The 26,282-nt window shown below is 70.7% G+C and carries 26 protein-coding genes and 1 pseudogene; 16 read left to right on the forward strand and 11 right to left on the reverse strand.

Going from position 1 to position 26,282, the window contains the following annotated elements; genetic code table 11:
• Positions 1–121 precede the first annotated feature (121 nt).
• Positions 122–613 carry a glutathione peroxidase gene (locus tag ACFVXC_RS34415; RefSeq protein ID WP_389913663.1) on the reverse strand — a complete coding sequence of 164 codons (492 nt, stop codon included), beginning with the start codon at positions 611–613 and terminating at the stop codon, positions 122–124.
• A 197-nt stretch (positions 614–810) separates the two neighbouring features.
• Positions 811–1,593, reverse strand: a complete 783-nt coding sequence (locus ACFVXC_RS34420) for an ABC transporter permease (protein ID WP_389913666.1) — start codon at positions 1,591–1,593, stop codon at positions 811–813.
• 167 nt (positions 1,594–1,760) lie between these two features.
• On the opposite strand from ACFVXC_RS34420, the gene ACFVXC_RS34425 reads away from it, so the two are divergent.
• From ACFVXC_RS34425 to ACFVXC_RS34435, 3 genes are all read left to right on the forward strand, one after another.
• A complete protein-coding gene (locus tag ACFVXC_RS34425; RefSeq protein WP_389913669.1) occupies positions 1,761–2,846 on the forward strand; it encodes an S-(hydroxymethyl)mycothiol dehydrogenase in 1,086 nt (361 codons plus the stop codon).
• Entirely contained in the window at positions 2,846–3,475 is a 630-nt protein-coding gene (locus ACFVXC_RS34430; protein ID WP_389913672.1) for an MBL fold metallo-hydrolase, read from the forward strand. The genes ACFVXC_RS34425 and ACFVXC_RS34430 overlap by 1 nt, the downstream gene beginning before the upstream one ends.
• A 184-nt stretch (positions 3,476–3,659) precedes the next feature.
• Positions 3,660–4,379, forward strand: a complete 720-nt coding sequence (locus tag ACFVXC_RS34435; RefSeq protein ID WP_389913675.1) for a DUF2470 domain-containing protein — start codon at positions 3,660–3,662, stop codon at positions 4,377–4,379.
• Here ACFVXC_RS34435 and ACFVXC_RS34440 read toward each other — a convergent pair.
• Entirely contained in the window at positions 4,350–4,640 is a 291-nt protein-coding gene (locus ACFVXC_RS34440) for a hypothetical protein (RefSeq protein WP_389913678.1), read from the reverse strand. The genes ACFVXC_RS34435 and ACFVXC_RS34440 overlap by 30 nt on opposite strands.
• A gap of 182 nt (positions 4,641–4,822) precedes the next feature.
• On the opposite strand from ACFVXC_RS34440, the gene ACFVXC_RS34445 reads away from it, so the two are divergent.
• Together ACFVXC_RS34445 and ACFVXC_RS34450 are read left to right on the forward strand one after the other, a co-directional pair.
• The gene (locus tag ACFVXC_RS34445) at positions 4,823–6,022 is read left to right on the forward strand and encodes an amidohydrolase family protein (protein WP_389913680.1); all 1,200 of its coding nucleotides are present in this window, start codon (positions 4,823–4,825) and stop codon (positions 6,020–6,022) included.
• A 57-nt stretch (positions 6,023–6,079) separates the two neighbouring features.
• On the forward strand, positions 6,080–6,673 hold the full coding sequence (locus ACFVXC_RS34450) for an isochorismatase family protein (RefSeq protein WP_389913683.1): 594 nt from the start codon (positions 6,080–6,082) through the stop codon (positions 6,671–6,673).
• Positions 6,674–6,697: 24 nt separating this feature from the next.
• Here the strand turns inward: ACFVXC_RS34450 and ACFVXC_RS34455 are convergent, their stop codons facing one another.
• The 4 genes from ACFVXC_RS34455 to ACFVXC_RS34470 form a co-directional block, all read right to left on the reverse strand.
• Positions 6,698–7,483 carry an SDR family NAD(P)-dependent oxidoreductase gene (locus ACFVXC_RS34455; protein ID WP_389913686.1) on the reverse strand — a complete coding sequence of 262 codons (786 nt, stop codon included), beginning with the start codon at positions 7,481–7,483 and terminating at the stop codon, positions 6,698–6,700.
• A gap of 8 nt (positions 7,484–7,491) precedes the next feature.
• On the reverse strand, positions 7,492–8,193 hold the full coding sequence (locus ACFVXC_RS34460; RefSeq protein WP_389913688.1) for a TetR/AcrR family transcriptional regulator: 702 nt from the start codon (positions 8,191–8,193) through the stop codon (positions 7,492–7,494).
• A 72-nt stretch (positions 8,194–8,265) separates the two neighbouring features.
• Entirely contained in the window at positions 8,266–9,864 is a 1,599-nt protein-coding gene (locus ACFVXC_RS34465) for an alpha-amylase family glycosyl hydrolase (protein WP_389913691.1), read from the reverse strand.
• A gap of 87 nt (positions 9,865–9,951) precedes the next feature.
• Positions 9,952–11,148: a lactonase family protein gene (locus tag ACFVXC_RS34470; protein WP_389913694.1), complete on the reverse strand. Its 1,197-nt coding sequence runs from the start codon at positions 11,146–11,148 to the stop codon at positions 9,952–9,954.
• 458 nt (positions 11,149–11,606) lie between these two features.
• On the opposite strand from ACFVXC_RS34470, the gene ACFVXC_RS34475 reads away from it, so the two are divergent.
• Both ACFVXC_RS34475 and ACFVXC_RS34480 read left to right on the forward strand, forming a co-directional pair.
• A complete protein-coding gene (locus tag ACFVXC_RS34475; protein WP_389913697.1) occupies positions 11,607–11,993 on the forward strand; it encodes an STAS domain-containing protein in 387 nt (128 codons plus the stop codon).
• Positions 11,994–12,147: 154 nt separating this feature from the next.
• Positions 12,148–12,831: a L,D-transpeptidase gene (locus tag ACFVXC_RS34480; protein ID WP_389913700.1), complete on the forward strand. Its 684-nt coding sequence runs from the start codon at positions 12,148–12,150 to the stop codon at positions 12,829–12,831.
• A 101-nt stretch (positions 12,832–12,932) separates the two neighbouring features.
• Here ACFVXC_RS34480 and ACFVXC_RS34485 read toward each other — a convergent pair whose 3' ends face one another.
• Positions 12,933–14,759 (reverse strand): choice-of-anchor A family protein, encoded by a 1,827-nt coding sequence (locus tag ACFVXC_RS34485; protein ID WP_389913702.1) that lies wholly within the window; start codon positions 14,757–14,759, stop codon positions 12,933–12,935.
• A 148-nt stretch (positions 14,760–14,907) separates the two neighbouring features.
• Entirely contained in the window at positions 14,908–15,078 is a 171-nt protein-coding gene (gene rpmF, locus ACFVXC_RS34490; RefSeq protein ID WP_389913705.1) for a 50S ribosomal protein L32, read from the reverse strand.
• Positions 15,079–15,290: 212 nt separating this feature from the next.
• Here rpmF and ACFVXC_RS34495 point away from each other — a divergent pair.
• The 8 genes and pseudogenes from ACFVXC_RS34495 to ACFVXC_RS34530 form a co-directional block, all read left to right on the forward strand.
• Positions 15,291–15,519, forward strand: a pseudogene (locus ACFVXC_RS34495) (membrane-associated oxidoreductase); the annotation flags it as partial.
• Positions 15,520–15,621: 102 nt separating this feature from the next.
• Positions 15,622–16,716, forward strand: coding sequence for a substrate-binding domain-containing protein (locus tag ACFVXC_RS34500; RefSeq protein WP_389913708.1), 1,095 nt, complete (start codon positions 15,622–15,624; stop codon positions 16,714–16,716).
• 95 nt (positions 16,717–16,811) lie between these two features.
• Positions 16,812–18,143, forward strand: coding sequence for an ABC transporter substrate-binding protein (locus ACFVXC_RS34505; RefSeq protein ID WP_389913711.1), 1,332 nt, complete (start codon positions 16,812–16,814; stop codon positions 18,141–18,143).
• Between the two features lie 109 nt (positions 18,144–18,252).
• Positions 18,253–19,224, forward strand: coding sequence for a carbohydrate ABC transporter permease (locus tag ACFVXC_RS34510; RefSeq protein WP_389913714.1), 972 nt, complete (start codon positions 18,253–18,255; stop codon positions 19,222–19,224).
• Positions 19,221–20,084 (forward strand): carbohydrate ABC transporter permease, encoded by an 864-nt coding sequence (locus ACFVXC_RS34515; RefSeq protein ID WP_389913716.1) that lies wholly within the window; start codon positions 19,221–19,223, stop codon positions 20,082–20,084. Before ACFVXC_RS34510 ends, ACFVXC_RS34515 begins: the two co-directional genes overlap by 4 nt.
• A 126-nt stretch (positions 20,085–20,210) precedes the next feature.
• The gene (locus tag ACFVXC_RS34520; protein WP_389914000.1) at positions 20,211–21,191 is read left to right on the forward strand and encodes a hydroxyacid dehydrogenase; all 981 of its coding nucleotides are present in this window, start codon (positions 20,211–20,213) and stop codon (positions 21,189–21,191) included.
• Complete coding sequence (locus tag ACFVXC_RS34525; protein WP_389913719.1) at positions 21,188–23,107, forward strand: DUF2264 domain-containing protein; 1,920 nt, start codon at positions 21,188–21,190, stop codon at positions 23,105–23,107. The genes ACFVXC_RS34520 and ACFVXC_RS34525 overlap by 4 nt, the downstream gene beginning before the upstream one ends.
• Positions 23,108–23,374: 267 nt before the next feature.
• Positions 23,375–23,659 carry a hypothetical protein gene (locus ACFVXC_RS34530; RefSeq protein WP_389913722.1) on the forward strand — a complete coding sequence of 95 codons (285 nt, stop codon included), beginning with the start codon at positions 23,375–23,377 and terminating at the stop codon, positions 23,657–23,659.
• On the opposite strand, the gene ACFVXC_RS34535 is transcribed toward ACFVXC_RS34530, so the two are convergent.
• Together ACFVXC_RS34535 and ACFVXC_RS34540 are read right to left on the reverse strand one after the other, a co-directional pair.
• A complete protein-coding gene (locus tag ACFVXC_RS34535) occupies positions 23,619–23,921 on the reverse strand; it encodes a hypothetical protein (RefSeq protein ID WP_389913724.1) in 303 nt (100 codons plus the stop codon). The two genes, ACFVXC_RS34530 and ACFVXC_RS34535, sit on opposite strands and share 41 nt — an antisense overlap.
• 89 nt (positions 23,922–24,010) lie before the next feature.
• On the reverse strand, positions 24,011–25,528 hold the full coding sequence (locus ACFVXC_RS34540) for a cytochrome P450 (RefSeq protein WP_389913727.1): 1,518 nt from the start codon (positions 25,526–25,528) through the stop codon (positions 24,011–24,013).
• Between the two features lie 109 nt (positions 25,529–25,637).
• Between ACFVXC_RS34540 and ACFVXC_RS34545 the strand changes: the two genes are divergently transcribed.
• Positions 25,638–26,267 carry a TetR/AcrR family transcriptional regulator gene (locus ACFVXC_RS34545; RefSeq protein ID WP_389913730.1) on the forward strand — a complete coding sequence of 210 codons (630 nt, stop codon included), beginning with the start codon at positions 25,638–25,640 and terminating at the stop codon, positions 26,265–26,267.
• Positions 26,268–26,282 lie beyond the last annotated feature (15 nt).

Here is a 26,282-nt window from a genome sequence, read left to right on the forward strand (position 1 = left end):
CCCCGCGCCCCCCCCCCCCCGCCCCACTCACCCGCGCGCCGCGCCCCCCCGGCGGGGCCCCCCCCCCCGGCGCCCCCCCCCGCCCCCCGCGGGGGGCCCGCGCCTCGTCGGTGCGCCTGGGTTACTTCGGCAGGTTCGCCTCGATGGCGGCGACGACCTCGGGAGCGTCCGGCTCGGTCTTCGGACCGAACCGGGCCACCACGTCGCCGTCCGCGTTCGTGAGGAACTTCTCGAAGTTCCAGCGGACGTCGCCGGTGTGTCCCTCGGCGTCCGCCGTGCCGACGAGGTTCTTGTACAGCGGGTGCCGGTCGTCGCCGTTCACGTCGACCTTCTCGGTCATCGGGAACGTCACGCCGTACGTGGCCGAGCAGAACTCGGCGATCTCCTCCGACGTACCCGGCTCCTGGCCCATGAACTGGTTGCAGGGCACGCCGAGGACGGTGAAGCCACGGGCCGCGTACTGCTCGTGCAGGCGCTCGAGGCCGCCGTACTGCGGGGTGAGACCGCACTTGGAGGCGACATTGACGATCAGGACGGCCTTGCCCAGGTACTGGCCCAGGTTCGCCGAGCCGCCCTGGAGGGCGCCGATCTCTGCATCTTCGTAGACAGACATGATCCGGAGCCTACGCTCCGCTGGTCGCGCGTCGCAGCACGCCCACCGGTACGCGCAAGGCGCACCTCACGCGTGCCGGATTCGACAGTGTGCGGACCGAGGCCCTCGCGGCACCGACCGCTGGTCACATCGGGACGCCTCTCGTGAGTGGCACATGATTCGGAGATCCGGAACCTACGCTCACGGGGCTCCGCCGGTCACTCCGGTCCCGTCCGGTTCAGGCGGCCGCAGGCGATCAGCTCGACCGTCATGGCCACCGCGATCGCCTGGATCGCCATGAGGGCGATGAGCACGAACAGCTGTACCGCGCCCGCGAGGATGGGCGATGCTCCACCCAGGAGCATGCCGACGAAGGCTCCTGGCAGCGTGACGAGGCCCACCGTGCGGGTCTGGTCGAGGCCGGGGAGCAGGGCGTCCGACGCTACGGGGCGGATCACCTCCAGGCGGGCGTCCCGTTCGAGCAGGCCGATGGCCAGGCCCGCCTCGAACTCGCCCTTGCGGGAATGGAGTTCGTCCAGCGCCCGGCGTCCGCCGAGCACCGCCGCCGTCAGGGCGCCGCCGATCAGGATGCCGGTCACGGGGATCATGGCGATGCCGCGCACCGGCAGGAGTCCGGACAGGGTCAGGCAGGCCACCACGGGTACGACGGGGCCCGCGATCGGCAGCGCCGCCCACCACCAGCTGCCGTTGGAGGTGATGCGGCGCCCCGCGGTGCGCGTGGCGACGGCGACCATCAGGAGCAGGAAGGCGAAGAGCGCCACGACGTGGTGGATCACCCAGCCGATCGCCAGGGACACCACCCCCAGCTGCGCCGCCGCCCGCACACCGGCCACGAGGATCTCCCGCGCCCTGCCGTACGAGCCGTCGGGGGAGAGGCGGAACACGGCGGCCGTCGTGGCAGCGGCGAGCAGCAGCACGAGGAGCGCCACACCGAGCGTCGCGTTGACCGGAAGCAGAGCCTGAGCGGCGAGATCGCGCACGGGTTCACCCTAAGGCGGCGCCGGGCAAGGAAGAACCCGAGGGCGGAGACGATGATCGGAACTCGGAGTCCTGGGTCGTCGGCGGCGGGTCCGGTCTGTGAGGATTGCGGGAAGAGCATGCGATGCCGGACGAGCAAGCAACGCCGGAAGAAAGAAGGGCTGACCTCATGGCGCAGCAGGTACAGGGCGTGATCGCGCGCGCGAAGGGCGAGCCGGTACGGATCGAGACGATCGTCGTGCCGGACCCGGGGCCCGGAGAAGCCGTGGTGAAGGTGCAGGCCTGCGGGGTCTGTCATACCGACCTGCACTACCGCGAGGGCGGCATCAACGACGAGTTCCCCTTCCTTCTCGGCCATGAGGCGGCGGGCGTCGTCGAGTCGGTCGGCGACGGTGTCACGGAGGTCGCACCCGGCGACTACGTGATCCTCAACTGGCGCGCGGTGTGCGGCCAGTGCCGCGCGTGCAAGCGTGGCCGCCCCCAGTACTGCTTCGACACGCACAACGCCAAGCAGAAGATGACGCTCACGGACGGCACCGAGCTCTCGCCCGCGCTCGGTATCGGCGCCTTCGCGGAGAAGACCCTCGTCGCCGCCGGGCAGTGCACCAAGGTCGACCCGGCCGCGTCGCCCGCCGCCGCGGGACTCCTGGGCTGTGGAGTCATGGCCGGTATCGGCGCCGCCATCAACACCGGCAACGTCGGCCGCGGCGACTCGGTCGCCGTGATCGGCTGCGGCGGCGTCGGCAACGCGGCGGTCGTGGGCGCGCGGCTCGCCGGAGCCGCGAAGATCATCGCTGTCGACATCGACGACAAGAAGCTCCAGACGGCGAAGAGCCTCGGCGCCACGCACACCGTCAACTCCCGTTCGGCGGACCCGATCGAGGCGATCCGCGAGCTGACCGACGGCAACGGAGCCGACGTCGTCATCGAGGCGGTCGGCCGCCCGGAGACGTACGAGCAGGCCTTCTACGCCCGTGACCTGGCGGGCACGGTCGTCCTGGTCGGCGTGCCGACACCCGAGATGCGCATCGATCTGCCGCTCCTGGACGTCTTCGGGCGCGGCGGCGCGCTCAAGTCGAGCTGGTACGGGGACTGCCTGCCCTCACGTGACTTCCCGATGCTCATCGACCTCTACCAGCAGGGGCGGCTCGACCTGGACGCGTTCGTCACGGAGACGATCGCGCTCGCGGACGTGGAGAAGGCGTTCGAGCGGATGCACCACGGAGATGTCCTCCGTTCGGTGGTGGTCTTCTGATGGCGGCGCGCATCGACCACTTGGTCACCTCGGGCACGTTCTCCCTCGACGGGGGCACCTGGGACGTCGACAACAACGTATGGATCGTGGGCGACGACAGCGAGGTCGTCGTCATCGACGCCGCGCACGACGCGGACGCCATCGCGGCCGTGGTCGGGGAGCGCCGGGTCGTCGCGATCGTGTGCACGCACGCCCACGACGACCACATCGACGCGGCCCCCGCGCTCGCGGCCCGCACCGGCGCGCCGATCCTGCTGCACCCCGCCGACGCGGAGCTGTGGAAGCAGACCCACCCCGAGCGCGCCCCCGACGGCGAGCTGTCCGACGGGCAGGAACTCACCGTGGCGGGAACGGAGTTGCGGGTCCTGCACACCCCGGGCCACTGCCTGGGCGCCGTCAGTCTCCACGCGCCCGCCCTGAGTACGGTCTTCACCGGCGACACGCTCTTCGCGGGTGGCCCTGGAGCGACGGGCCGGTCGTTCAGCGACTTCCCGACGATCGTCGAGTCGATCAGGGACCGCCTCCTGACGCTGCCCCCGGAGACGGTGGTGCGGACCGGGCACGGCGACAGCACGACGGTCGGTGCGGAGGCGCCGCATCTTGAGGAGTGGATCGCCCGCGGGCACTGACCTCGACAGCTGACGTGACCGACAACAGCTGACGTGAGCGACATCAACTGACGTACGCGACCGGGGCCCTGCCCGGTGCACCCGACCGGCCCCGCGTGGTTCACCGCGCGGGGCCTTTCGCGTACTGGCCCTGTTCCGCGATCTCCGATAAGTTAGGCAAGGCTTACCTAATGGAGGTTGAAGGATGGGTGTCCGTCACGTCAGCACGTCCGTGCCCACCGCAGCGGCACGCGCTCGCTCACTGCTCACCACCGCCTGGTCCTGCGCGGTGACCACGGAGATCGGCAGGGATGAACTCGTCGGCGCGCACAGCGTCACGCCGGAGGGCATCCTCATGCTGTCACCGCCACCGGACAGCGCGCTGGCCACCGCGATGATCTGCGCGCCGCGCGGCGAACCGTCCACCCTGGTGGAGTTCGCCGACGTCGCCCCCGTACCGGTCAGGGACCGGATCCGGGCCCGGCTGTGGCTCTCGGGGTCGCTCGTACCCGACGCGGAGGGTTTCATCTTCGCGCCGACCTGCGCCGTCCTTCACGACTCCACAGGCGGCCGCATCGGCATCGACCTCGACGAACTGACCCTGGCCGCGCCCGATCCGCTGGCCGAGGCCGAGGCGCGGCTGCTCACCCATCTCGCCGACTCCCACGAGGACGCCGTGGAGCAGCTGACCCGGCTCGTCTGCGCGGACAGTCTGCACGGCGTGGTGCGCGTACGCCCGCTGGCCATCGACCGCTACGCGCTCACGCTGCGGCTGGAGAAGGCAAGCAGCCAGGCGGACGTCCGGCTCGCCTTCGACGAGCCCGTCGAGGACCTCGGCCAGGTGACCGAACGCATGCACATCCTGCTGACCAAAGCCCGGCACCTGCGCCGTCCCCTACTGCGCCCCACTCCGCCCGACGCCTGAATTCGCCGGCTTCATCGACCGCAGCGCGAGCAGGAGCACCCCGATGTCATCGAGGAACACCGGATCGGGCAGCAGATCGGCCGGCAGGACGAGATAGGCGACGGCGGTCCAGAACACCCACTGGCGCTCGACCGGCAGGCCCGCTCTGCGCAGATCGCGGCGTGCGCGGACGAGACGTACGAGCAGTGCGATCGCGACCGCGAGTGTCGCGGCCACCAGGATCGCGCCTGCGACAAGGAGGACCGTGAATTCCGTGCTCACCAGACCCTGACCTCCGCTCTGCGACGTCCTGCGCGGGCACCCGGCCCAGGCTATGAGTACCCGCGGGAGGGCGCGCGAACATCCCGTTCTGCCCTCCCATGAAGGAATCCTGCCCTCCCATGAAGGAAGATGGAGGCCGGCTTCACCGCCAGCTCCTCCAACTCCTTCCTGGAAAGGCAGAGATGAGCCAGACGAGCCAGACGCTGATCACGGCAGGGCGGGTTCTGACCGGGCCAGGTGGCCAGTACGTCATGGACGGCGCCGTACTGACGCGAGGTGCCGACATTGTCGCCGCGGGCGCCCGGGCCGAGGTCGAGCCCCTGGCGGACGGCGTGTCGCAGCGGTTCGCACTGCCCGACGCCACGGTGCTGCCCGGCCTCATCGACGCCCACGTCCATCTGGTCTTCGACGCGAGCAAGGACCCCGTCGCCGTCCTGGACGCGCACAGCGACACCACTCTGATGGCGGCGATGGAGGAGCGGGCGCTCCAGTTCCTGCGCAGCGGTGTCACCACGGTGCGCGATCTGGGTGACCGGGGCCGCATCACCCTGCGTCTGCGTGAGGAGATCACCGCGTCCCGGGTGCCGGGCCCGCGGATCGTCGCCGCCACCACACCGCTGACCACCAAGGGCGGCCACTGCTGGTTCCTGGGCGGTGAGGTCGAGGGTGAGAGCGAGATCCGGGCCCTGGTGCGGCAGAACGCGGAGCTCGGCGCGGACGTCATCAAGGTCATGGCCACCGGCGGCGGCCTCACCAAGAGCGGCCCCGCCACCTGGCAGGCCCAGTTCGACGCCCCCGAACTGCGCGTGATCGTCCGCGAGGCGCACCGGGCCGGGCTGCGGGTGGCCGCCCATGGACACGGCACGGCGGGCATCGTGGCCGCGGTGATGGCCGGTGTCGACACCATCGAGCACTGCACCTGGCTGACCCGCGATGGCCTCGACCTGCGTGAAGACGTCCTGGACACCATTGTCGACAAGGGCATCCGCATCTGCCCCACCATCAGCCCGAACTGGCGGATGCTGCCCATGTTCTTCGGCGCCGAACGCGCCCAGGCGATGTTCGACCAGGTCCGCACGATGGCGGAGCACGGCGCGCGGCTGATCGCGGGGACGGACGCGGGAGTGCAACGGGCGGGCTGCGACGGCCTGGCCCAGAGCCTCGGTTTCTACCAGCACCTGGGGGTCGAACCCCACCGCGTCATCGACATGGCGACCACGGAGGCCGCCGACGCACTGGGCATCGCCGACCAGGTGGGACGCCTCGCCGCGGGCTACCGCGCCGACCTGATCGCGGTGCACGGAGATCCGCTCACGGACGTGGCGGCCCTGGGCGACGTACGCCTGGTCATGGCGAACGGCAGGACCGTGGACCAGGAGTGAGAGACAAGAATGAGCGACATGAGTGAGCGACGTGAGTGAGCGACATGAGTGAGCGACGTGAGTGAGAGATCGGCACATGAATCGGTACGCCCCACGAAGCCCGTCCAGGCACTGATCGTCGTCGACATGCAGTCCGCCTTCGTCACCGGCGACGGCGCCGTGCCCGAAGCCGCCCGTGTCCTCGACCGGACGACCGACCTGATCACGCGGGCCCGCGCCGCCGGTGCCCTCGTCGTACAGCTCCAGAACGACGGTGAGCCAGGGACCGCCGACGAACCCGGCGCCCCCGGCTGGGAGCTGCACCTCCCGATGGACGCCGGCCGGGGCGAGAGTGTCCTGCGCAAGACCGGCGACGACGGCTTCGAGGAGACCGGGCTCGCGGAACTGCTCGCGGAGTCGGGAGTGCGCGACCTCGCCGTGTGCGGGGTGCAGTCCGAGATGTGCGTCCTCGCGACCGCGCGCACCGCCCTGGATCTCGACTTCCGCGTCGTCCTGCCGCACGACGCACACGCGACGTACGACATCCCGGCCGCCGAGGGCATCAGCGACATGGTCCCGGCGGCGATGGTGTCCCGGGTGGCCGAATGGGCCCTCGGCGACGAGGTCGAGATCGTCGCGAGGGCCCAGGACGTCGACTTCACCAGGCCGTAGACCCGGCCGGGTGGCGACCGGAGGTCAGCGGGCGGTGTACGCGCCGTCCACCAGGTGGTAGCTGCCGTGGATGAACGAGGCGCGCTCCGAGAGCAGGAACACGATCAGCTCGGCGACCTCCTCGGAGTGACCGAGGCGGCCCGCCGGGTGCAGGGAGACGAGCGCGTCGTACTCGCCCTGGTTCATCTTCTGCAGGAGCGGGGTCTCGATGAAGCCGGGGCCGACCGCGTTCACACGGACGCCCTTCGCCGCGTACTCGGCGGCGGCGGTCTTGGTGAGGCCGACGACACCGTGCTTGGCGGCGACGTAGGCGGGGGAGCCCGCGAAGCCGACGGAGCCGAGGATCGAGGCGACGTTCACGATGGCGCCCGCGCCCGCGGCCTCGAGGACCGGGAGCTCGTAGCGCATCGAGTAGAAGACGCCGTCGAGGTTCGTGCGTACGACGCGGTTGTAGACATCGATGTCGTACTCGCCCGTCGGCTTGCTCTCGCCGCCGATGCCCGCGTTGTTGACCGCGAGGTCGAGCCCGCCGAACGTGTCGACGGCGAACCGCACGGCGGCTTCGACCGACGCGGGCTCGGTGACGTCCACGGCGACCGCGGCGGCCTTGACGCCCTCCGCGAGGAGCTCGGCGGCGGCCTTCTCGGCGCCCTCGGCGTTGTAGTCGGCGATGACGACGTTCGCGCCGCCCCCGCCCAGGCGGCGGGCGGTGGCCAGGCCTATGCCGGAGGCGGCGCCCGTGATCAGGGCGGTCTTGCCCGCGAACTCGGTGGCGTAGTCGGGGACGGTGGTGGCGGGGGTGGCGCTCATGGTGCTTTTCACTTTCCTTGTGCGATGTGGGGGGCCGCGAGGGCTGCCTCCCCGGTCAGGACGGCGTAGGCCCGCTCCACATGCGCGGTGAGGTCTGCGTCGTACTCGTGCCCGCCGCGTGCCCAGCTGCGCAGGGCCGCGGTCAGGACTCCGGCGGCGGCGCCGACGACGACGGCCGGGCGCTGGTCCCGGGCGGGGTCGGTGCCGAGCCGGTCGGCGATGATCCGGACGGACTCGTCCTGGGCGTCGACCCGGACACGCTCGTACGCGGCGAACAGGGCGGGCTCCGTGTCGACGAGGGCGAGCAGCTCGCGCCTCCGGGCCCGACGGTGCAGGGCCGGAGCCTCCGGGGCGTCGAGCCAGTCCCGCACTGCCGCGCGATAGGCGGCCAGCGGGGGCTCGTCGACGGGGCGGGCGCGCAGGGCCGCGTTGATGCTGTCTCCGTCGGCGCGGGTGAAGTCGAGCGCCGCGGCCTCCTTGCTGCCGAAGTGGCGGCTGAAGGTGCGGCGCGTGACGTCGGCGCGGTCGGCGACGGCCTCCACGGTGACGGCCGCGAGGCCGTGCTCCAGGATCAGGTCGATGGCCGCGTCGGCGAGCGCTTCCCGCGTCTGGCGGGCCTTGCGCTGCCTGCGGTCCTCGCCGCTCCGGTCGGTGGCCGGAGCCGGAGTCGGCCGCAGGGCTCCTGGACCGGATTCCGTCGCCTTGTTCATGTCTTCGACTGTACACCTGAGATGTCCCAATGAGACACCTGTCCCGTCGGGACTCAATCGGCTGTCAAAGACTCACGCGGAACGCAGATCGAAGACGCCGTACCCGAATCCCCGCGCCGTGACAACGCCGCTGTCGGCCTCCACGCCCTTCGCCTCAAGTGCCTGGGGGCCCGCCCCGTCCACGAGACGGGAGGTGAACGCCGCCGGTGTGCTGCGGGGATTGATCACCACGAGATGGCGCCCGCCCCTGACGTACACGAACGGATAGCCGCTGTGCAGCACCTCCACCGATCCGTCGGGACCTAGTTCAGGGGTGGCCTTGCGCAGGGCGATCAGGCGGTGCACGAGGTGCAGGAGAGAGGTGCCGTCGGCCCGCTGCGCGGCGACGGAGGGGCGCAGCGGGTCGGGGTCGACGGGGAGGTAGAGACGGTCGGCCGGGGCTGTGGAGAAACCGGCGTTCGCGCCGTCGTCCCACTGCATGGGGGTGCGCGAGCCGGCCCGGTTGTAGCGCGGGCCGAGCACACTGCCCTCGGTGTCGGGAAGGCCGGGCACGTAACGCATGCCGATCTCCTCGCCGTAGTAGATCGCGGGGAGCGTGGGCCAGGTGAGCTGGAAGGCGAACGCCGCCGGAAGCTGCTCGGCGGTGCGCGGGCCGCAGTTGAGGCGGGAGAAGTCGTGGTTGGAGGTGGGCAGCGAGATGTGCCCGGCGTCCCCGACGGCCTCCTGGGCCGCCCGCCACGCCTCGACGAACGTACGGGGCGACCCCTGGCCTCCGGGGTCGAAGAAGCAGCCGAGCGGGTCCCACCCCTCGTCCGCGGTGCCCTCGCCGTTGTTCCACAGGGAGCGCAGGGGGCCGCCGTTGGTGGGGCCGCCGAACTGCAGGAAGAAGTCGGCGTGGAACCCGGCGGGGACGGACACGGCCGGATCGCCCCACTCCGAGAGCAGTACCGCGTCCGGATGGGCGGAATCCAGCCAGCCGCGCAGCTCCGTCCACACCGCGGCCGTGGCGCCGCGGTCCGGGTCGTCCTTCACGAGGGAGTGCGCCATGTCGACACGGAATCCGGCGAGGCCCAGGCGCAGCCAGTGGTCCATGATGTCGCGCAGCGCGGCCCGGTTGGCGCGCGGCCCCTCGGCGTCGACGGTCTGTCGCCACGGCTCGGCCGGATCCAGGTGCGCGTAACCGAAGTTGAGGGCGGGCTGGGAGTCGAAGAAGTTCGGCAGATACGCGCCGGGGCGGCTCCCGGGGGACCGTACGAAACCGTCCGGACCGCCTTCTGGAGCCCAGATGTAGCGGTGGTCGTCGGGGTCGTCGGCCGACGCGGTGAACCACGGGTGGCGGTCGGAGGTGTGCCCGGCCACCAGGTCGAGCAGGACCCGGATACCGCGCCGCCCCGCCTCCTGCACCAGCTCGGCCAGGTCGGCGTCGGTGCCGTAGCGGGGCGCGAGGGAGAGGTAGTCGGACACGTCGTAACCCGCGTCCCTGAAAGGTGAGGTGAAGCAGGGGTTGATCCAGACGGCGTTGACCCCGAGCCAGGCCAGGTGGTCCAGATGCGCGGTGATGCCGTTGAAGTCACCGATGCCGTCGCCGTCGGAGTCGGCGAAGGACTGCGGATAGATCTGGTAGAAGACGGCGTCGGAGAGCCATGCGGGGGCGGGGCGGAAGGACGTCATGGGACGGGTGCGGCCTTTCCTTCGTTCGGCTTTCGGGGACGGGCGCGGCGATCGCCCACCCGGTGCTGCCACGTGCCTGCCACTTGCCTACGAAGGCAGCGCGCATACCGCGATCGGGGCGGCGAACGGTGTGCCGGTCAGGCGTAGTTGGCCACCGCTGCCCACCTCGAAGACGCTCACCGAGTTCGACTTCTGGTTCGCCGTGAACAGCAGCCGCTGGGACGGCGAGAAGGCGATGTGCCGGGGGAAGTCCCCGCCCACGGGGACGGTGTCGAGCAGTCGCAGCCGGGCGCCGTCCGCCTCGATGGCGTACCGCGTAAGGCTGTTGTGCCCGCGGTTGGCGAGAAAGGCGAAGGTGCCCTCATTGGTGACGGCGAACTGCGCCGGATAGCTGGTGCCTTCGCCCGTGCCGGTGGACTGCGGCGCACCGGGGGTCAGCCGACCGCTCGCGGGATCGTACGCACAGACGACCACCGTGTTGTCGACCTCGTTGGCCAGATAGGCGAAGCGTCCGGAGGGATGGAAGGCGAGGTGGCGGGGTCCCGCACCCGGTCGCACAGTGGCGTACGAGACCTGGGTGAGCTTTCCCCTCTTCGTGTCGAAGCGGTAGCTGTAGACGGTGTCGTTGCCCAGATCTACGGCGAGAACATGACCGCCGTCCGGACTGGTCACGATCTGGTGGGCGTGCGGCCCGTCCTGGCCGGGACCGGGCGGCGGACTGGAGTGGGTGGCCAGATCGGTCAACTCGTCCAGTGCGCCCGAGGACCGAATGGGATGGACGGCTACGTTCCCGGAGAGATAGTTGGCGCTGAGCAGCCAGCGTCCGCCCGGGTGCACGGACAGATGGCAGGGCCCCGCGCCTCCGGTGTCACGCGCTCCCAGGACTTCGGGACCCGAGGGGGAGAGGGCGATCGCGCTCACGCCGCCCTGTTCCCGCTCGTTGACGGCGTAGAGCGTTCTGCCCGAGGGGTGGAGGCAGAGGTAGGAGGGGTCGGGCACGCCGGACAGTGTGCCGGTACCGGTGATGTTTCCGGTCGCTTCGTCGTACGTGGCCAGGCCGAGGCCGGTGCCGCCGCCTTGCTGGCTGGTGTACGTACCGAGGAAGAGCTGTCGTGTGCGGCGTGGCCGCCGTTCGGGGGAGAGGGCGGCCGTGGAGGCGGACGCGGGCGTGGGTGCGGAGATGGCGGCGGCGGCCGTGGCGGCGACGGCTCCGATGAATCCCCGTCGTCCCCAGACGTTCGCTGCGGGCAGCGCCTCGGGCCCACTGTTCGTCCCTGCCGCCATGTCCGCTCCTTGAGTGTCGGTAGTGACGCCTGTGGCAGACAGCGTGGCGCTTGGAATCCCCACGATCAAGAGGCGCAACCGGAGTTGCGTTCTGCGCAATGGAACGAGGGGGTCGGGCGGGGTTCGGGTGAGTGGTGCGGCACTCGCAAATGTCCATCGCAACCGGATGCCGCGACACCGGTGGGCGTCTCTTCGGTAGACCTCTGTGCGACCTCTGTGCCCGGCGAACAGTGCATGAATTACGGAGAGTAACTATGGCTGAGTTGCCTCGAATATGCACCGCCCAGCGGCCGGTCATACCGCCCCGAGGTATGAACTGGCTCTGAGCGGGCAAGATGTAGGTGCCATTCGCGGTGCCGCCCCAGACCCCGGCGGCGTCGGGCGCCGACCTCAGGGCCGCGCCGCTCGCGTTGTCGTAACTCTTCGTATGCGGGGTGTAGGGAAATAGGGGGTGGACCATGGGCACGCCCGACCCGGGTTTTGGGCTGCATCACCGTGTGGTGGGCGGATCGATCGTTCTGACGTTCCACGGTGAACTGGACGCATGGGCTGAACAGGAACTCGGGTCGCGAATAACGGAGTTACTGGACCGTTCGGACGGGGGTGTGGTGGTGGACCTGCGGCAGGTGTCCTTCCTGGACGCCGGCGGCCTGCGACTGCTGGTGCGCCTCAAGGGCCAGGCCTTCGCCAGACAGCGCCCTCTACGGCTGGTGCGCAGCAGTGCGCGCGTCTGGCGGGTACTGCGCATCACTCGACTCGACCGCAGTTTCACCGTCCTGGACAGCATGCCGGCGGACCTGGACACGCCCGACGGCTACGAGGGAAACCTGAACAGACCAGCCTAGAAAGAGAGCAAGTGGCAAATCTGATTACATGATTCGCCGAAGCCGCACCCTCTCTGGTTCTGGTCCTGGTCCTGGTCCTGACTGTGGTTCCGGCCATGGTTCCGGCCGAGGTTCCGGCCGTGACCTTGGCTCTGGACCTGGCCCTCGCGCTCTTGTGAGCGCCGTCCCGCGCTCCCTGCTGACCGCGATCGTCCTGCTCCTCGCGCTGCCCGCCGCCCCGGCAGCCGCGGTGTCCGTAAGCCCGGAGCCGCCGTGTACCGCCGGTACCGCTCCCTACCAGCGGGAGCTGGAGAAGGAGCTGCGCAGACCGGTCGACGGGGTCCAGTCGCCGGAGGACTGCGCGGCGATCCGGCGGTTGCAGCGGCGCCTCGGAGTCTCGCCCGCCGACGGGCTCGCTTCGCTGCGCACGTACCGGATGATGGTCGCCGACCAGGTGCGGCGCGACCCCGCAGCCCGCCGGGGCTGTCCGTCCCCGGCGTACCGAGTGGTCTGTGTGGATCTGACCCGGCAGATCCTCTGGGTACAGGTGGGGCAGCGTCTCGTCTTCGCGCCGGTGCCGGTGCGCAGCGGGCGAGACGGTCTGGAGACGCGGCGCGGCTGGCACCGGATCTACTGGAAGCACCGGGACCACTTCTCGACGATCTACAACGTGCCGATGCCCTACGCCCAGTTCTTCGACGGCGGCCAGGCCCTGCACGGCACCCGGCACGACCTCTTCTCCTCCGGGTCGGGCGGCTGCGTGAACCTGACGGTGCCGGACGCGAAGCGGCTCTACCAGCTGCTGAACAAGGGCGACCGGATCTACGTGTGGGGCACGAAGCCCGGTACCGGCGGCTGACTGAGGCCGTGCACCGAGGCCGTGCACCGGCGGCTGACGGGTGACCGCCCGTCAGCCGCCGGTGCGCGAGCCCCGCTTGCCACGCTTGCCCCGCTCAACGCTCATCCCTTGCCGCCCTTGCCCGTGTCGTCCCGCACATTGCTGAGCTTGACGGTGACGCCCTTGGTGGCGTTGTTCTCGGTCAGCCGGTAGGGGCCGGTGACCGCGGGGGAGGGCAGCCGGTATCCGTCCGGTACGGCCGTCTCCTTGAGGTAGTAGGAGCCGAGCGGCAGGTCGGGGAAGTCGCAGTGGCCTCGGCCGTCCGTGGCGCAGCCCTGTCCCCTGCGGGTGTCAGGGGTCGCCCCTCCGGTCTGGAGTCCGGCCCTGCCGTTGGTCTCGCGCCACAGCTCGAACACGGCCCCGGCCAGCGGGCGGCCGTTGGTGCGGTCCGTCTTGGTGACGTGCAGGGCACCCACCTTCTCGACGACGGCCGTCTTTTTGTTCTTCGCGGTCACCGTGACGCCCTCGTGCGCATTGTCCTCGGTCACGACGAGCGGACCGAAGGAGGCCGGGGAGGGCAGGTCGTACCCGCTCGGGGCCTTGGTCTCCACCCAGTAGTACGTGCCGAGCGGCACCGCCCTGCGGCACGCGCCCCGGGTGTCCGTGGTGCACGGGTCGCCGATCCGGGTATCGGGGTCGGTGCCGGAGGTCTGCACGCCGGGGACTCCGTTGGTCTCGTGCCAGAGCTCGAAGACCGCCCCGGGCAGCGCCTTTCCGTTCGCCGAGTCCTTCTTGGCGACCTCTACGGAGCCGGTCTGCGTCGGCGCGGTCCCGCACTCGGGCAGGTCGCCCACGAAGGGGTAGTTGTGGAACTCCTGCCCGCCTCCGCCACTCAGCGAGCTGGTGTGAGTGATCGACCCGGCCGTGAAGAAGCGTCCGTTGATGCCGGGCACGCTGACCGTCGTGTCCGACGCGTTCTGGCCGATCAGCAGGCTGCCCTGGAACTGCCCGGTCCCCTTGATCTCCAGGTCTGTCGCGTCGGGGAAGTTCCACAGCAGGCGCTCGCGAAGAGCGTTGAGCGGATCCGTCGCGTCGTCGATGCCGCCGCTGTAGGTGTTGACGACCCGCTTCGAGCCAAGGACGTTGACCAGGACCGTCGCTCCGTCCGGGATGTTCACGAACCGGATGCCCTCCTGCCCGCCGCTCGCACTGGCCAGGTCGAAGTCGACGTTGAACACCTGACGCGCCGATGTGCCGTCCCCGGTGAACACCGTCTCACCGCCCGCGTGCACGGCCGTGCCGGTCGGCGTACGGCTGCCGTTCTCGCCGTGCGCGTAGCACTGGCTCGCCACATTGAGCTGACCGCGCAGCGCGGTGTACGGCGCCGCGGCGTCCGGGTCCCGACGCACGTCCTGGGCCAGGATCGTGCCGCTCGCCGCGCCCGCGTGACGTACGACCCCCTGCTCGGCGAGGAGTCGCTGGCCCGCGGCGACGGTGACGTCACCCCCGGTCGTGAGCCAGTCGGAACCGATCGGAGGCGCGACCCGGGAGCCGACGCCCGCCTCGCCGACGTTGTAGACGCCGCTGACCCCGGCCCGCTTGTTCTGGTCGAAGTCGCCGAGGACGACGACACGCCCCTCGGCCTCCGCCGCGCTCCCGCGCACCAGGAAGTCGCCGCCCGCGAAGATGTTGATCGCGTTGTCGCGGTAGCGGATCGTGCCGTTCGTGACGGGCGGGTACGGGCCCGAGGGGCAGGTGCCCGGCACACACGGGCCGAGCCCGCCGGGCAGCGGAGCGGCCACGGCTCTGCCGACCGGCGGATCCCCGGCCGACGCGAAGGCGTTCCCCGAGGGGAACAGCGGGACGGACACGGCGGCGAACGCGCAGCTCAAGGCGGTCAGCAGGCGTCCGGCACGGTGCGTGTGGAACAGTCCGGGCAAGTCGATCACCAGTTCCTCAGCCGATAGGAAAGATTCCTCACCGGCATCTTGAGGCAGCCTTCCGACGGGCCCGGCGCGGCAGGGCCGCGTCCTCCTGGGTGGCCGCGGAACTTCCACTCTCCCGGCGGGCGCGGGGGGCGGCTCGGCGCTCTCCGGCTCAGCCTTCGGGACGCAGCAGGCCGCGCTCGTACGCCTTGGCCAGCCGCTGGGGAACCAGGTGGGCCAAGCCGTCGACGGTGACCGGCACGAGCTGCGGGGTGCTCGCCCTCCACTGGGCTCGGCGGTGGCGCGTGTTGCTGCGGGACATCTTGCGCTTGGGGACGGCCATGAGTTCGGGCCCTTTCTCGGAGGTGTCTCGGAGGTGTCTCGGACGTGCGGCGCCGAGGCTATATGAAAATGAATCCCATTTCGAATTAGGTCTCCCGTCAGCGGATCCGAGCGCGTGGTCGACAGCCCGAACGCGCCCGGGACAGCATCCAGTTGATGGAGATCACCGACGCGACACCGGCGGAGATCCACGTCTGGCGGGCCTTCGCGCCCGCCTTCGCCCGCCACCATCCGCGCCCGTTGAAGTCCGACGAGGCCCCCGACTTCAACCCCGTCTTCCACACTCTCGACCTGCTCCTTCCGATCGTCGGTTTCGGGCAGGAGCCGGCGTTCGCGCCGGAGGGCTGGTACCAGTGGCTCTCGTATCTCCTCGTGGCCACGGGCTGGGTCCTCGTCACCACGGTGGCGGCCGGGCATCACACGCTCACTGAGCCGCCAGTAACGAACATCGCCGACCTGGACACAGGCCGGGCAATGATCGATATCCTCCAGCAGAAACGCTCAAACGAACACCCGACAGGTGTGTGGCGAGGGGGTCGGCAGCATGCGGGAGCCGAGGGACGTCAGGCGGCAGCGGATACTCGCGGTCGTGGAGTCGCGGGGCGAGGCGCGGCTGAGTGATCTCGCCGACGACCTGGAGGTCTCGGTGATCACCGTGCGCCGGGACGTCGAAGACCTCGCCCGCGAGGGCAAGTTGCGGCGCGGGCACGGCACCGCGCGATCGGTCGGACCCGTGGAGCGCGGCGCCCCGCGGGCCGAGCCGGTGGTGCAGGGCGGGGCCGTCGCGCTGATGGTGCCCGAGCGGCACACCTACCTGTACGAGACGATGCACGGGGCCCGAAGCGTCCTGTACGAGGCCGGGATGCGGGTCGCTCTGCATATCGCGCCACAGGTGGAGGGCGCCGAACGGCCACTGGTCGAGCGGGTCCTGGCCGAGAAGGCGCAGGGGCTCCTGATCGCTCCGCGCTGGCGCACCGCGGCCGAGGAGGAGGCGGACTACGCCTGGCTCGCCGCGTCGGGCGTGCCCACGGTCCTGATGGAGCGCCGACCGCGTGCGGGCAGTGCGCTGCACGCCATGGACTCGGTCTGCACCGACCACTGGTACGGCATCCACCTCGCCGTCGACCATCTCGTCCGGCTCGGCCACCGGCGGATCATCCTGGCCGCCCGCGACGACAGCCCGACGGCCCGCGCGCTGCGTACCGCCTTCGCCGAGATCGCCGCGTCCCGGCCCGAGATCGAGGACTGGACCGTGATGCTCAGTGCCGCGCACGCGGGGCCCGGCCGGGTTCGCGAGCCGCTCGACCTCGCGGCGCGGTTGCGCGAGCACGGGGCGACGGGCGCCGTGCTGCACGGCGACGTCGACGCGCTGATGCTCGTGCAGCAGCTCATGGACCACGGCGTGCGGGTGCCGCAGGACTGCTCGGTGGTGGCGTACGACGACGTGGTGGCCGCCCTCGGCAGTACTCCGCTGACCGCCGTGTCCCCGCCGAAGTACGAGGTGGGAAGGACGGCGGCGAGGCTTCTGCTGCGCAGGTTCGACGAGTTGGCGGAGCCGGGCGCCGTGACGACCCAGCGGGCGGAGCTGCTGCCGGAGCTCAAGGTCCGTGGATCCACCGCTCACATCGGGATCGTTTGACCGCTTTAGTTTCTTTTGATCGATCTATTGACCGTCATCGTTCACGCGATCAGGATTCCCGTGTCCCGAACAAGAGCCGCGGGAGGCGCCCACCCATGCCTGGTCGACCGAGCCGCCGGTCCCTGCTCGCCGTGACAGCCGCAGTTCCCATGGCAGGTGCTCTCAGCGCCTGTTCGGGCAGCGCGGGCAGCACGTCACGCGACAAGGGCGGCACCACACGCATCACCTTCTGGTCCGCACTGCGCGGCAGCCAGGAAGTGGTCGACGCGTTCAACAAGACCCACGACCGCATCCAGGTCGACTTCCAGCAGATTCCGTCGGGCGCCATGGGCGGCTACGCCAAGCTCAGCAACGCCGCCCGGGCCGGAAACGCCCCCGACGTCGCCACCCTCGAATACCCCCAGGTCCCCGGCTTCGCCATCGACGGCGTAGCCCGGGACATCACCTCACTGATGAGTGAGAGGCTGCGCGCCAAACTGCTGCCGCAGGCACTCGGACTCACCACCTTCGAGAAGAAGGTCTACGCCGTCCCGCTCGACGTCGAGCCGATGGTGCTGCACTACCGCGCCGATCTGTTCGACGAGTACGGCATCGAAGTCCCGCGCACCTGGGACGAGTTCACCGAGGCCGCCCGCACCGTACGGGACAAGGCGCGCGAGAGGCGTATCGCCGTCTTCCCCACCGACGGCGGCACCCAGTTCGCCTCGTGGGCGTGGCAGGCGGGCGCCGAATGGTTCGACACCCGCGACGGCGCCTGGAACGTGTCGCTCACGGACCGTCCGACCCGGAAGGTGGCGGCGTACTGGCAGCGGCTCATCGACGAGGACCTGCTGCTCGTCAACGCCACCGAGAGCAGGCACTACGACTCCCAGCTCAGTGAGGGGCTGGTCCTCAGCCGGCTCAGCGGCGCCTGGGACGCGGGCTCGCAGATGAACGCCAGACCGGGCCAGAAGGGCCAGTGGGCCATCGCTCCGCTCCCGCAGTGGGACCCCGACAACCCGGTCGTCGGCACGCACGGCGGTTCCACCTTCGCCGTCACCAAGGACAGCGGGCACCCGGAAGCCGCCATGGAGTTCATCGAGTGGCAGGTCTCGCACCCCGACGCCCTGCGCGCCCGCCTCTCCAGCGGCACAAGCAGCCAGTACCCGGCCGTCCCCGACCTGGTCGCCGTGGGCCGCAAGGCCTTCGACCGGGCCTACTACTCCGGCCAGGACATCTACCGCCTCTTCGAGGAACAGGCCGAGACGATCCGCGACGGCTGGGTCTGGGGGCCGCGGATGACCGCGACCCAGCGGGTGATGCAGGACGGCTTCGCCCGTGCGGGCGGCGGCAAGGGCTCGCTCATCGACGCCGTACGCGCGGCGCAGGACGGAACCATGCCGGACCTCAAGGCCCTCGGCCTCTCCATCACGGAGCGCAGCACATGAGCTGCCCGAGTGCCCCGAGTGCCCCGAGTGCCCCGAGTGCCCCGAGCGCTCCGGCGCGTTCGAAGCCCCCGTTCGCCGACGAGCACCAGCAGAAAGGCAGGTGACCCCGATGACCACGACCGCGCCCCCGGCCCGCGCGAAGCGCACCGCCGATGCCCCCGTCCCCGCCCGCCGCGCCCGCGCGCGAGCCCGGCGCCGTGAGCATGTGGCGTGCGGTGTCCTGATGGCCCCGTTCCTGATCCTGTTGGTGACGGTCTTCCTGATACCCGTCGCCACCGCGGTCTGGCTGAGCTTCTTCAGCGACGACCAGCCCGGCCTCGGCTTCGGCCCGGAACGCACGGTCTTCGTGGGACTGCGCAGCTACACGGCAGTTCTCACCGACCCGACCTTCCTCGGCAGCCTCGGCACGGTCGTCCTCTACTGCCTGATCTACATCCCGCTCATGGTGATCGGTGCCCTCGCCCTCGCCCTGCTGCTCGACTCGGGAGTCGTACGGCTGCGCGCCTGGGCCCAGTTGGCGCTCTTCCTGCCGCACGCGGTGCCCGGCATCATCGCCGCCCTCATCTGGCTGTACCTCTACACGCCAGGACTCAGCCCGGTCGTCGATCTGCTCGCCAAGGGCGACATCACCATCGACTTCCTCGGCGTGAACACCGTCCTGCCCTCCATCGTGAACATCGCCCTGTGGAGCAACCTCGGCTACAACATGGTGATCTTCTACGCCGCGCTGCAGGCCGTACCCCGAGAAGTGATCGAGGCCGCCGTGGTCGACGGCGCGGGACCGGTGCGCACCGCACTGGGGATCAAGGCGCCCCTGGTGCGCTCCTCGATCGTCATGGTCGCCATGTTCACCCTGATCTGGGCGATGCAGCTGTTCACCGAACCCATGCTGCTCAGCCAGTCGTCACCGATGATCAACTCGCGCTTCTCGCCCAGCATGTACATCTACGACGCGGCCTTCACCCGCAACAACTACGGCCTCGCCGCCGCCGCTTCGGTGATCCTCCTGCTCTGCACGGTCGCCCTGTCCTACGGCGTCACCCGCTGGACCAACCGCTCCCAGAAGGAGGCCGCGCGATGAGCGCCGACACCCTCACCGCGGGCCGCCCCCGCCTCCTGGGCCGCACCGTCGTCAACACCGTGGTCGGCATCGCGGTGCTCTACACCCTGCTGCCCGTCCTGTGGCTGGTGCTCGCCGCGTCCAAGAACCGGGACGCGCTGTTCAGCAGCGACTTCTTCTCGCTGACCGACTTCTCCTTCGTGCAGAACCTGCGCGACCTGTTCGCGATGGACGGCGGGCTCTACGGCCGCTGGTACACCAACAGCCTGCTCTACGCCGTCCTGGGCGCCGCGATCAGCGCACTGGTGAGCGTCGCCTGCGGCTACGCCTTCGACAAATACCGCTTCGCGCACAAAGAGAAGGTCTTCGGCCTGGTGCTCGCCGCGGTGATGGTGCCGCAGACGGTGCTCGCCCTTCCGCTGTATCTGATGGCCTCGGCCACAGGCGTCGTCGACACCTTCTGGGCGGTGTTCATACCGGTCCTGTTCAACCCGTTCGGTGTCTATCTCGGGCGGATCTTCAGCCAGGGGTACGTGCCCGACGAGGTGCTCGAAGCGGCGCGCGTCGACGGCGCGGGGGAGCTGACCACGTATGTGCGCGTCTCCCTGCGGATGCTGGCACCCGGCCTGGTGACGGTGTTCCTCTTCCAGCTCACCGCCATCTGGAACAACTTCTTCCTGCCCATGGTGATGCTCTCGGACCAGAAGCTGTATCCGGTCAGTCTGGGCCTCTACACCTGGAACAGTTCGGCCACCGTCTCGCCCGAGTACTACCCCGTGGTGATCATGGGCTCGCTCCTTGCGGTGCTGCCGCTGATCCTCGCCTTCATGCTGCTGCAACGCTTCTGGAAGTCGGGTCTCACCGCGGGCTCGGTCAAGTGAGCCAAGTGAGCCAAGTGAACAAGTGGGCCACGTGAACTCGTGAGTACGTGAAGACGGGAACACGTGAGCCATGGGAAAGGGAATCTGTTGAAGAACGGCAGCCACCGTCCGCACACCGCGCTCGCCATGGCGCGGGACGCGGCGACGGCCGTGCTCGGCCCCGACGCGCTCGCCGCCCTCGGCCGGGTCTGTGATCTGGTTCCGGACACCGTCCTGGACGACTTCACCACGGAGCGGGCCCGCTCCGTGCTGCGGGACGTGGAGGTCCTGGTCACCGGCTGGGGCTGCCCGCCCCTTGACGCGGCCGTGCTCGCGACCGCGCCACGGCTGCGGGCCGTCGTCCACACCGCGGGCTCCGTACGCGGCCACATCACCCCCGAGTGCTGGGACCGCGGTATCGCGGTGTCGTCGGCCGCCGCGGCCAACGCCCTGCCCGTCGCGGAGTACACCGTCGCCATGATCCTGCTCACCGGCAAACAAGTCGTGGAGCGTGCGGCGGAGTTCAGGGACACGCGTCGCCGCGACGACTGGCTCAGCCTGTCGCACGACGTGGGCAACTACGGCCGTACGGTCGGCGTCCTCTCCGCCTCGATGATCGGCCGCCGCGTCATCGAACTCCTCCGCCCCTACGACCTCAAGGTCCTCCTCCACGACCCGTACGTCTCGGACGAGGAGGCCCTGGCACTCGGGGCGCAACCGGTCGGCATCGCCGAGTTGTTCGGGAGCAGCGATGTCGTCAGCGTCCACACGCCGCTGCTGCCCGCCACCCGCGGTCTGGTCGGCCGTGAGCTGATCGGGGCCATGCGCCACGAGGCGGTGCTCATCAACACGGCCCGTGGCGCGGTGCTCGACCAGGACGCCCTCACCGAGGCCGCCCTCGCGGGCCGCGTCCGCGCCGTCCTCGATGTCACCGTCCCCGAAGTCCTGCCCCCCGAACACCCGTTGTGGGAGTGCGACAACGTCATGATCACTCCCCATCTGGCCGGTTCACAGGGCAACGAGTGGGGTCGCCTCGCGGATCTCGCCGTCGCCGAACTCGGCCGCTGGGCCGCGGGCGACGGTTTCGCCCATGCCGTACGACGCGAAAGGCTGGCCTACCTCGCATGAGCATCACCGCACTGTCCGGAGCCCCCGGGCTGCCCGCAGAAGACCGTGAGTTGAGCCCTTTCACCGGTTACACGCGTGAGCACTGGGAGGCCGCCGCCGACGGTCTCCTGGACGCCGCCTGGCGGTGGGCGACGCCACGCGGCGCCCTGCTCGACCTGCCGGGGCGGCCTTCGGCCTCGGGTGTGCGGTCGGACGGTCTGGAGGGATACGCCCGCACCCTCCTCGCCGCCGCCTTCAGGGTGGCCGGCGCCGACGGCAAGGACCCGCACGGCTGGCTCGACCGGTACGCGCGAGGGCTCGACGCGGGCACCCGCACCCCCGGCCGCGACGACGCCGAGTCCTGGCCGGTGATCCTCGAACACGACGTCCAGGGCCAGCCGATGGTGGAGTCCGCGTCCGTCGCACTCGGACTGCGCCTCACCCGCCCCTGGCTGTGGGACCGGCTCGACACCGACGTGCAGGACCGAGCGGAAGAGTGGCTGCGCGGCGCGATCCGCCACGTCCCCGCGCCCAACAACTGGTACCTCTTCCCCTACACCGTGGCGGGATTCCTGGAGTCGGTGGGCCGGGGCGACGCGGAGACGGCCCGGGCACGCGAGCGGGCACTCGAACTCCTGGAGACCTGGTACCGAGGCCAGGGCTGGTACGCCGACGGAGACGGCCGCGCCTTCGACCACTACAACGGCTGGGCCCTGCACCTCTACCCGACGCTCGACGCCCACTTGGCGGACGATCAGGATCAGTCGGCCCGGCACGGCCCCCGCCTGCACGAGCACCTGGCGAGCTTCGGGCTCCTCTTCGGGGCCGACGGCGCCCCGATCCACTTCGGCCGCTCCCTGACCTACCGCTTCGCCGCGGGAGCGTCCGTGGCGCTCGGCGCGGTCACCGGCCACACGCCCCTGACGCCGGGCACCTCGCGCCGACTCCTCAGCGGATCCCTTCGCTACTTCCTCGACCGCGGCTCCGTCGGCGCCGACGGACTGCTCAGCCTCGGCTGGCACGGCCCGCACGAGTCGTCCCTGCAGCCCTACTCGGGCCCCGCGTCCCCTTACTGGGCGTCGAAGGCGTTCGTCGGTCTCCTGGCGCCCGCCACCCACCCTCTGTGGACCGCCACGGAGGAACCCGCCCCCAGCGAGAGCGGCGACCATGTCCTCGCGCTGCCCGCACCCGGCCTCCTGGTACAGAGCACCAGCGCCGACGGGATCGTACGGCTGCACAACCACGGCAGCGACCACGCGCGCCCGCACGAGGCCGAGACGGCGGCGCACGAGGATCCGCTCTACGCCCGCCAGGCCTACTCCACGAGCACCGGCCCCACGGCACGCGGCAACACCGCGGACAACCACATGGCGGTGGAGGTGGCGGGAGTACGCGGTGCTCGCAGCCGCATCCATCCGCTGGGCGCGGGTCAGGGCGACGGCTGGGGCTGGGCCGCGTCCCGGCACACCCCGGCGTTCGTGAGCGGGCCGCCCATGGTGCCGGGGCTGCGCGTGGAGAGCGTCACCGTGGCCAAGGGGCGGCACGAACTGCGTGTGCACCGCGTCGTCGGCGCTCCGCACGGCGCCCGCGTCACCCACACGGGCTGGGCGACAGGGCCCGAGGAGTCCCTGCTCTCGGCGCTGCACCCCTTGCACGGCTGGACGGGCCAGGACGAACAGCGCGCGCCCCAGGGCACGGCCTTCACCCGGTGGGCCCGCCTGCCACGCCTCACGGCCGAGGCCGAGGGCACGGCGCTGTACGCGGCTCTGGCCACGCTCACCGCGGAGCCCGAACCCGCGTCCCTCGCCGAGGCGGCCACGGTGGTCAGCGCGACGGCGGACACCGTCGAGGTGCGGTGGGCGGACGACGGCTCCCTGACGCGGATAGCCTTCGCGCCGTTGAGCGTCGAGCACGGGCGGTCCTTGGGCGTCGGGTGACCGTGGAAACGCCTCGCCGAGCAGCGCGGGCGCGCGGTAACCGAGCAGCTCGGGCGCGCGGTACGCGAGGCCACGTACAGGGAAGCCGCCCGTGTCGTCTCCCGTCGGATGAGCCCGGAGGACGGTGCCGGTCAGGTCCTGAAGGCGGTCGAGCGCCTCGCGTGAGCGGAGGCCGGGCGCCCCGAGGCGACGGGTCGCGTAGCCCGAGCGGCCGAACGGGCAGGTCGTGAAGGTCATGACGGAGCCGGAGCGTGGAAGCCTGCAGATATGACCGAAAGCGCGCACCTCTATATGGCGAACCCTCGGATCACGGTCCTTGGCGTCAACCCCGGCCGACCGCCCTTCCGCATCGTGGAGCTCGACGGCGAGGTGGTCGGCGAGGCCAGGGAACTCGTCGACGTCCTTGAGGTGGCCGCACAGGTGGGTGTCGTCGTGCACGACGTGGACGACCCGGATCTGGTGCGCTGGGTGGGCGGCGACAAGTTCACCTGGAAGCCCAAGGAGCCGAACCCTATGGAACCGAAGCCGACGGACCCGAACCAGCCGACATAGCCGAACCGGCGGAACCAGCAGAAGCGGGGCAGGTCCGGGGATCGGGGCGGTCGGGCTCGAGGTCGTAGATCCTGTTCAGGAGCTCGGCCTCGTTGCCCGTCAGGCCCGCGCGGCGCAGCGCTTCGTCCGCCTCCGCGATGGGCCCTGCGAGCAGCGAGGCCGCCGCGGCCGGTGAGGGACCGGACAGCGCGGCGCGTGCGGTGTGCAGCAGCCGCAAGCAGGCCTGGGCGGCGGCCAGTTCGGGGGTCGACGTGCTGGTCATGTCGAGAGCTCCTCTGCGCGGGGTCGGACGGTCCGGCGGCTCGCACCGGTGGACCCTCCACTCTTGCGCACGGGTCTGACAATCGGGTCCTACCCGGCCTTGGCGCGGCGGCTGAGCCGCAGTGTGAGGCCTTCGGGCATGAGAGTGAGGCGCTCGGCGACCCGCAGGCGGTACCCGGGATCGGCGTGCAGGTCGTAGCGGCGCAGGAGAAGGCCGAGGACCAACGTCGCCTCGTGCAGCGCGAACTGACGGCCGATGCAGGCCCGCGCGCCCGTGCCGAACGGCTTGAAGACATGGGCGGGCCGCGCACGTACCGCCGAAGGGGCGAACCGGTCGGGGTCGAACTCCTCGGGCCGCTCGCCCCAGGCCGCCGGATCGCGGTGCAGGAGCGTGGCGAGGACGAGCGCCCAGGCTCCCTGGCGCATGGGGTGCACGCCACCGATGGTCGTGTCCCGCAGGGCCTGGCGGGAGAAGCCGGGGGCGGTCGGCCACAGCCGCAGCGACTCGTCGAGGACGCGGCGCAGATAGCGGAGCTTGGCGACCTGTTCGTACGCCGGTTCCGCGGCGTCGCCCCAGACCTCGTCCACCTCCGCCTGGGCGCGTGCCAGGACTTCGGGTGAGCGCGCGAGGTAGTGCAGGGCGAACGACAGGGCGCCCGAGGTCGTCTCGTGCCCGGCGACCAGGAAGGTGATGACCTGCCGGCGGATGTTCTCGGCGGAGAGCCGCTCGCCGGTGTCGGGGTGGGCGACCTCCAGCATCCGGTCGAGCAGATCTCCGTCGCCCGGACCTGACGCGGCGCGGCGGGCTGCGACCACGTCGTCGACGGTGCGGTTGAGGTAGGCCATGTCGGCGGCGTTGCGCCGGGTGGCGCCGCGCAGCAGCAGCGGGGCGAGCGCGGGCGGCACGACGTTGCGGCGCTGGGCGTGGGAGAGCGTGCCGACCATGGCCGACACGAAGGGGTGGGGCCTGGACCGCTCGAAGGAACCGAAGTCGTGCCCGAAGCCGGTGCGGGCGATCGTCTCCAGGGTCAGCTTCGTCATGTCGCCGGGCACGTCCACGGACCGCCCGGTCTCCTCGCGCTCGTCCCAGCGGGCGGTCAGATGCCGGGCGACGTCCAGCATCAGCGGGTGGTAGCCGGCCATCGCGTCCCGGCTGAAGCCCGGCGCGAGGATGTCGTGCGCCAGCTGCCAGTTGGGTTCGTGGTTGTACGCGGTGAACAGGCCGTCCCCGGCGACCGGCCGCAGATTGGCCACCCCCAGGCCCACGTGCTTGGCGAACCGCGACTCGTCGGCGAGCTCGGCCGCGAGTTCGGCGCCCCAGACGAAGACGATCTCCTTGCCGAAGGCCTTGCGGCGGAATATGGGCCCCAGGCTGCCGCCGATCCGCATCGAGTCCTGTACGGGTGTGCGGACATGGGAGCCCAGGACATCACCGATCAGGGGCAGGCGGCGCGGCGGATGCGGGACGAGGTCGAGGCGCGGCCACCCCAGCTCGGCACTGCGGAACCCCTTGGGGAGCCCGGCGGGTCCGCCGGGCTCAGTGGGTCCGGCGGACCCACCCTGCTCGGCTCCCTCCGTCGCCTGCGACGACTGCGACACCTGCGCCATGTGTGCCATCTCCCTTGTGCCGCAGACCCATTGAGCCTGTTGTACGCGGATTCAATAAGGACTCACAGTCTGGTCCCGCTGTTGAATCCACGTCAAGTAAGGTGCTCCCATGGCCGCGGACCCGCAGGAGCGCACGAACCCGCGGGAGCGCACGCGCCGCAGACTCAGCAGCGAGGAGCGCAGGGAGCAGCTGCTCTCGGCAGGGGCGTGTCTCTTCGCCCAGAGTCCGTACGACGATGTGTGGATCGAGCGGGTGGCGGAGATCGCCGGAGTCTCACGCGGCCTGCTCTACCACTACTTCCCGACCAAGAGCGATTTCTTCGCCGCCGTGGTGCGGCGCGAGAGCCATCGCATGCTGCGCCTGACGGCGGCCGTGCCCGGAGTGCCGGTCCGCGAGCAGATCGGCACGGGCCTCGACATGTTCCTGGCGTACGTCGAATCGCACGCGGAGGGCTTCCGCGCCTTCCACCGGGCGCAGGAGACGGGCGACGCCACGGTCCGCAGGATCTACCGCGAGGGCCTGGCGGCCCACGAGGACCAGATCCTGGAGGCCCTCGCCGCGGACCCCGAGACGGCATCCACCCCGCACGAACTGCCCACTCTGCGCCTGGCTGTGCGCGGCTGGCTGGCCTTCATGGTGGCCGTCTGCCTGGAGTGGCTGGAGGAGCCGGAGCAGCTGGCGCGCGCACAGGTGCGGGACCTGTGCGCGAGGGCGCTGCTGGGCGCGATCGCGCCGTGAGGTGACCCGCGCGGG

This window comes from Streptomyces sp. NPDC058257 (assembly GCF_042881845.1).
Taxonomy (GTDB): Bacteria; Actinomycetota; Actinomycetes; order Streptomycetales; family Streptomycetaceae; genus Streptomyces.

Bases quoted from the DNA above. Each gene is read 5' to 3' on its own strand.
- ACFVXC_RS34415 (WP_389913663.1), bottom strand. From the start codon at position 613: ATGTCTGTCTACGAAGATGCAGAGATCGGCGCCCTCCAGGGCGGCTCG.
- ACFVXC_RS34425 (WP_389913669.1), top strand. From the start codon at position 1,761: ATGGCGCAGCAGGTACAGGGCGTGATCGCGCGCGCGAAGGGCGAGCCG.
- ACFVXC_RS34430 (WP_389913672.1), top strand. From the start codon at position 2,846: ATGGCGGCGCGCATCGACCACTTGGTCACCTCGGGCACGTTCTCCCTC.
- ACFVXC_RS34435 (WP_389913675.1), top strand. From the start codon at position 3,660: ATGGGTGTCCGTCACGTCAGCACGTCCGTGCCCACCGCAGCGGCACGC.
- ACFVXC_RS34445 (WP_389913680.1), top strand. From the start codon at position 4,823: ATGAGCCAGACGAGCCAGACGCTGATCACGGCAGGGCGGGTTCTGACC.
- ACFVXC_RS34455 (WP_389913686.1), bottom strand. From the start codon at position 7,483: ATGAGCGCCACCCCCGCCACCACCGTCCCCGACTACGCCACCGAGTTC.
- ACFVXC_RS34460 (WP_389913688.1), bottom strand. From the start codon at position 8,193: ATGAACAAGGCGACGGAATCCGGTCCAGGAGCCCTGCGGCCGACTCCG.
- ACFVXC_RS34465 (WP_389913691.1), bottom strand. From the start codon at position 9,864: ATGACGTCCTTCCGCCCCGCCCCCGCATGGCTCTCCGACGCCGTCTTC.
- ACFVXC_RS34470 (WP_389913694.1), bottom strand. From the start codon at position 11,148: ATGGCGGCAGGGACGAACAGTGGGCCCGAGGCGCTGCCCGCAGCGAAC.
- ACFVXC_RS34475 (WP_389913697.1), top strand. From the start codon at position 11,607: ATGGGCACGCCCGACCCGGGTTTTGGGCTGCATCACCGTGTGGTGGGC.
- rpmF (WP_389913705.1), bottom strand. From the start codon at position 15,078: ATGGCCGTCCCCAAGCGCAAGATGTCCCGCAGCAACACGCGCCACCGC.
- ACFVXC_RS34500 (WP_389913708.1), top strand. From the start codon at position 15,622: ATGCGGGAGCCGAGGGACGTCAGGCGGCAGCGGATACTCGCGGTCGTG.
- ACFVXC_RS34505 (WP_389913711.1), top strand. From the start codon at position 16,812: ATGCCTGGTCGACCGAGCCGCCGGTCCCTGCTCGCCGTGACAGCCGCA.
- ACFVXC_RS34510 (WP_389913714.1), top strand. From the start codon at position 18,253: ATGACCACGACCGCGCCCCCGGCCCGCGCGAAGCGCACCGCCGATGCC.
- ACFVXC_RS34515 (WP_389913716.1), top strand. From the start codon at position 19,221: ATGAGCGCCGACACCCTCACCGCGGGCCGCCCCCGCCTCCTGGGCCGC.
- ACFVXC_RS34520 (WP_389914000.1), top strand. From the start codon at position 20,211: ATGGCGCGGGACGCGGCGACGGCCGTGCTCGGCCCCGACGCGCTCGCC.
- ACFVXC_RS34525 (WP_389913719.1), top strand. From the start codon at position 21,188: ATGAGCATCACCGCACTGTCCGGAGCCCCCGGGCTGCCCGCAGAAGAC.
- ACFVXC_RS34530 (WP_389913722.1), top strand. From the start codon at position 23,375: ATGACCGAAAGCGCGCACCTCTATATGGCGAACCCTCGGATCACGGTC.
- ACFVXC_RS34535 (WP_389913724.1), bottom strand. From the start codon at position 23,921: ATGACCAGCACGTCGACCCCCGAACTGGCCGCCGCCCAGGCCTGCTTG.
- ACFVXC_RS34540 (WP_389913727.1), bottom strand. From the start codon at position 25,528: ATGGCGCAGGTGTCGCAGTCGTCGCAGGCGACGGAGGGAGCCGAGCAG.
- ACFVXC_RS34545 (WP_389913730.1), top strand. From the start codon at position 25,638: ATGGCCGCGGACCCGCAGGAGCGCACGAACCCGCGGGAGCGCACGCGC.